Origin of the sequence: Geomonas propionica, assembly GCF_016458235.1 — a bacterium.
GTDB classification, from domain to species: domain Bacteria; phylum Desulfobacterota; class Desulfuromonadia; order Geobacterales; family Geobacteraceae; genus Geomonas; species Geomonas propionica.
On sequence record NZ_JAEMHK010000030.1, the window covers coordinates 1 to 5029 of the forward strand.

A 5029-nucleotide genomic window follows, 5' to 3' on the forward strand; every position below is an offset into this window, starting at 1 on the left:
AATAGCACGTCCTAGTTTATGCGCCACGATGGCGAGAGCCTTTCCCTTCCCGTGAGCCCTTGCCAAGTTTTCGGCGAGCTTTCCGGCTCGCGGATTGTTTTGGATAAAGGAAATCGCCGCCTCGGAAAGAGCCCATGAGCCGAGGGGACGTAGGTAGCTTATGTAACTTATTAATGTTGATACAAGGGTAAAACGAAAAAGCCCAACCAAGGAGTTGGACCGGACCAAAACCGGCCGCTCACCAGCAACCCGTTGGACAGATAAAAATACGAATGTAACGGTGAGACAGTGGGCCTATTTTTCTTAATTCTTGTAGTTGTGGTGCTTGTCATCGGTACCCTCTGGTGGTGCGAGAAAAAGGTGCCTTCCGGACAAATCACCTGCGGACTGGGACTGTGGGACATCTCCAGGCATGAGTTCGATGCGCTGTTTAACGAGCGGAAATTTTCTGCGCTCACGTCTTGGGTGAACACTCCCTACCTTTCCCAGTTCTTCGCGGGCGCGGTTAACGGTATCAATACGTGCGTCTTCACTATATCTAGGAGCCGGTACTCGCCTATCACTCTTGGCGTCCTGCTGACATCGCTGAATCTAGCGATCCCTAACTTCATCTTGAGAACTAAAACGTTCACGGAAGAGGTTGGAGACATGCTCGGGATCGGAGAACATCACGCTTCGTTTCCCCAATCGCTTCTGGATATGTACGAGATATCTTCTGAGGATGAGGGAACTTTCGCGGCTATGCTGAGACCGGAGACCGTCACTTTTTTCTTACAGCATGAGGGGATGTCAGCTGAATACCGGGATGGAGCATTGTTGGTCACACCATCGTTGATCAGCAATGATCAAAACTATGAACCAGCAGTCCGACTAGCCCATGCTTTAGCTCAATTACTTGGACAAGCGGGTTAGCAGCGATCCCAAGAACGGGTGGAGATGGACTCCGCGAGAGAGTAAAAGCGGGGAAGAGTCTGCGGGAGGCAGGTTGCTCCGCCGCTCACCCGCCAACCCGTTGGAAGATCAAAGAGGAAAAAGATGAAATTAAAAACATGGCTGCTTGTTACTTGCTTATCACTCTCAACTTCTGTTTGTGGCCATTGAAAAACGAGCGCCACTATCCATTTCGCTAAAAGAACTGGAAGAGAGGGGCAACTGCCCTTTTCCATTTAAAGTAGAGGTTACCCCCAACAAGACCGCGCCGTTGAATGACAAAATGATGAAAGGATATTTTGAGGAGCTTTAATGGAGTGGCTAAGGGATTTAAATCCATTCGCTATTGGTATGCTGAGTGTAGCCGCCTTGACCACGGTTATTATCTTTTTCGCCCCAAAATCGACCACGAAGACTGAGAAAGCAGCTTCAGAATGTGGACTGAAGAAAATCAGTCTGAATCAGTTCGGGCATTACCTGAATAAAACGCCTTGCTCATGCCTGCAATCCATGTTCGACGGGTCGCGGTTTAACTCTCCGACAATCGGCGAAATCTACAGCGGGAAATATGATAATTTTATTGTAAGTTTATTTACCCTCATCCTTCCCACCGGTCGCGCTGGAACATGGCAGACCGTTATCCACCTGAGGTCTGACCCAACACGGTGGCTTCCGATGTTTTCGATAACTGACGATGTAGTTGGTAAGAAGATTTCAGACATTTTGAAATGCGAACATACGAGACTAACCCCCCTCATCAATCCAAACTTTATCAACAGGCAAAGCGAAGTTGAATCGATATTAGCGGCTCTTTCTAGAAAATCGGTAATCGACCCCTCAATCAAATCCTTGAAATCCCCTGTAAGAGGTATTGTTGTGGATTCTACGGGGGAAGACCTATTTCTTTATCGGCATGGCGAGCTAGTAGAAACTTACAACCTGAATAATTTCATTGTTAGGGCGGTTAACCTTTGGCAAATGATCGATAGCGGCCAGATCGATATCAGCCTCTTTAGGGAGCCAATGAATCGGAAGGCGAAGAAAAAGGCGCATAGTGTAACATCCAACAAAGAGACGGCAGACGGGCTCCGCTGACGCTCCGCCGCTGAGCCTCCCATGCCGTTGGACAACAAACAAGAAAGAAAAGATATGGATTACATCGAGAAGGCAAGATTTCGGGCAAAGCGAAGGAAGAGCGCATGGAATTTGCTGCTGCTACCGGCGATAATAACTTCGCTCTGTGCTCTTTGGGTGGGGTCATATAAGGTTCTGAATACTCTCCACTCTACAGTTCATCCAGGACAAAATTTCGGTATTACAGGAAAAGGCCTTGGAGCTGTGTTGGCAGCGGTAACACCTTTCTTTGGTGCATTGCCAGTTGCCATGATTATAGGAAATTTCCTGGTCTGGTTGATCCCCCCTGCTAGGAAAGCGCTAGACGAAGAGGCAAAACCTTTTCCGTCTACATCTTTTATCAACGCACAAAAACAGCTGCTAAAACTTGCATACGTTCTAGTCCCGGTCTCACTGGCCCTGGGAATTTTAGGGGCCTTAATGCCATGGTACTCATAGGAAATTCCGCTAACACTTGGCGGCACACAGTTTCCGCTCCGCTCCGCCGGTGCGCCTCATCCCCGTTGAGCGGGGAAAATAATGAGAAGAACATAGATGGGGGTGAATCGTGAGAAAAGCCACGTGTTTCATGCTGATAGCAGTTGTATGCTGGATTTTGGTCGGGGCGAGTGGTAACTGGTTCAGCCTAAGTCCTTCGGAGAGATACGTATCCGATTTCACCTTACAACCGAATCAAACGAAAGAAGTCTCGATAAAGAGCCAGAAAAGCCAACACGTGATGTTCAGGGTAGATGCCAGTGGCGAGAGTATGGACACGATCACGCGTGGGCCATACCCCATCACCATGACCCAGGTTGGACAGAACCGGTCGATCACGAGTTTCTATGGTGGACTTGATTGCAAGCCCATAGAAGGGCAGATGCGGTTGAAGGTCACAAATACTGCTAAAAAGGCCTACAAAGTTTTGATTGTGACTGTCGACTAGCAAGAAGAGATGGAACCTTGGAATCGCAGGTGGACTACCACGCGATATTTTTCTGGAACTTTATTGAATGGAGGGTTTTGTGAGTAAAATGTTTGTGTTAGCAGGTATGGTTGGTGCGGTAACCATCTTTATGCATGGGTGTGGAAGTGGGGGGGATGGAACTCAAAAGATCCCCAAATACGCCTATGTTGCCAATGGAGTGAGTAATGACGTGTCACAGTACACGGTAAACCCGGATGGCACCCTCCGGGCCATGATACCTTCAACCGTCCCCGCTGGAACGAATCCCATAGCAGTCACAGTTGATCCCTCAGGACGCCACGCTTACGTGGCCAATGTCGCCAGCAATAACATTTCCCAGTACGCCATCACTCAATTCGGGAAGCTACTGGAGATGACGCCACCGAGTGTAGCCGCTGCGAGTGGGGTCTCTTCAATCGCGATCCACCCATCGGGGAAATTTGCTTATGCGACCAACTTGAACGACAACTCGATCTCACAATACTCGGTGAGCACGACCGGTACTTTGGCGCCCTTGGCGCCAGCAACGGTTGCAGCTGGCGCCGGGGCGTTTTCTATAAGCATCGATCTCTCTGGGAAATACGCATACGTCGTCAACGCACTGGGCAACAACGTGTCCCTGTACGCTATAGGCACTAACGGCGGCCTCACCGCAATGAGTACGCCAACTGTGGCAGCCGGTAGTAATCCGCGCAGCGTCACGATCGACCCCAGTGGGACATACGTCTACGTGGCCAACAGCATCAGTAGCACCTTGTCACAATACTCAATCGGAACAACCGGTGGTCTGACGGCAATGACTCCGGCATCCGTCAGCACCGGGACAGCACCGTACGCGGTTGCCGTCGAGCCCTCCGGCAAGTACGTCTACGCAGCAAACGCGAGCAGCGGCACGGTGTCCCAGTACAGCATCGGTGTTAACGGAGCGCTGACCGCTCTGACTCCGTCAGTCTTGCCTGCCGGAACCGGTCCCGAATACGTAACTGTCGACCCGTCGGGCAAATACGCATATGTAGCAAATGCCATGGATAACAGCATATCCCAGTACACCATCACTTTGAACGGCACCCTGGCCCCGATGCCTATCGCATCTGTGACAGCGGGAAGTTACCCCCGGTCGATTGCCATCGTTGCCAGATGACGGCTGGCCCGATAGGGCCTGGGGTGAAAAGGGCACAAGCTACTTTTATCAACAGATGGCAAAGGGGATAGCCCGAATGCTCCTTGGGCTGGACGGAATCTCATGACGTTTACCAGAACATTATTGTTAGTGTGTGCAATCAATCTTTTAGCTTCTTGCGCTACACGTGCTCCTCAAAAAACTCAGTGGATTGAAGAAGCCTTGCTGCATGATGGTCGTATTGTCCATGTAACGAGAACAATAAAAACGGGACTGGATATCGCTCTAATCAGGCTGCCTGAAACGAAAGGTGCTCCACAATACTATGCAATTGAAACCAATAATCCCAATACAGGTGAAACTATTTTGTGGGAAGACGATGACAGTGAAATTCTTCCAATACTCATAGATTTTGACGGAGCAGTAACATACTTAGTTGTTTATGTGACAGATTTTGACAATACCAAGAAACAGTATGCATGTGTATTTCCACCTTATGTTTTTTTACGACATCAACAAGGTAAAAAGTGGGTAAGGGTTAATCCTGAAGATGCCCCGGCATTCATTCAATCTGCTAACCTGTCGTTCTCGCTAATTGGATATGACATGAAGCGGATGCCAAATCTAGCAATAATGCGACAAGACGAGCGGGAAAGAATATCAATGCTGTCGGATAAAAAAAGAGTAGGTTATCAAACAGTGACGAAAATTAGGAATGAAAATATGGAAAGAGAAAGGTCAGGATACCTTTTCCAAATTGATATCCCTCGTAGAATTGCAGACCTGAAGACTAAAAAAAGGCTCATCAGCGACAGGCATAAATTTAGCCGATTAGCGCTAATCTTCAGCAAGACGTAACCAACGTTCTGTTCGTTTACCGGTCCTTACGCCTGCGAAAA

General features: G+C 48.9%; 5 protein-coding genes. All 5 read left to right on the top strand.

The features are described from left to right. The first annotated feature begins 288 nt into the window (after window positions 1-288). The 5 genes from JFN90_RS21970 (at window position 289) to JFN90_RS21990 (ending at window position 4988) form a co-directional block, all read left to right on the top strand. Window positions 289-912, top strand: a complete 624-nt coding sequence (locus JFN90_RS21970) for a hypothetical protein (protein ID WP_199397277.1) — start codon at window positions 289-291, stop codon at window positions 910-912. 330 nt (window positions 913-1242) lie between these two features. After that, entirely contained in the window at window positions 1243-2025 is a 783-nt protein-coding gene (locus JFN90_RS21975) for a hypothetical protein (RefSeq protein ID WP_199397278.1), read from the top strand. Between the two features lie 54 nt (window positions 2026-2079). Then, the gene (locus JFN90_RS21980) at window positions 2080-2502 is read left to right on the top strand and encodes a hypothetical protein (RefSeq protein WP_199397279.1); all 423 of its coding nucleotides are present in this window, start codon (window positions 2080-2082) and stop codon (window positions 2500-2502) included. 575 nt (window positions 2503-3077) lie between these two features. After that, window positions 3078-4151: a lactonase family protein gene (locus JFN90_RS21985; RefSeq protein WP_236019122.1), complete on the top strand. Its 1074-nt coding sequence runs from the start codon at window positions 3078-3080 to the stop codon at window positions 4149-4151. Between the two features lie 102 nt (window positions 4152-4253). Continuing rightward, the gene (locus tag JFN90_RS21990; RefSeq protein ID WP_199397281.1) at window positions 4254-4988 is read left to right on the top strand and encodes a hypothetical protein; all 735 of its coding nucleotides are present in this window, start codon (window positions 4254-4256) and stop codon (window positions 4986-4988) included. The last annotated feature ends 41 nt before the right edge of the window (window positions 4989-5029 follow it).

Coding starts and splice junctions, on each gene's coding strand:
- JFN90_RS21975 (WP_199397278.1), top strand. CDS start 1,243: ATGGAGTGGCTAAGGGATTTAAATCCATTCGCTATTGGTATGCTGAGT.
- JFN90_RS21980 (WP_199397279.1), top strand. CDS start 2,080: ATGGATTACATCGAGAAGGCAAGATTTCGGGCAAAGCGAAGGAAGAGC.
- JFN90_RS21985 (WP_236019122.1), top strand. CDS start 3,078: ATGTTTGTGTTAGCAGGTATGGTTGGTGCGGTAACCATCTTTATGCAT.
- JFN90_RS21990 (WP_199397281.1), top strand. CDS start 4,254: ATGACGTTTACCAGAACATTATTGTTAGTGTGTGCAATCAATCTTTTA.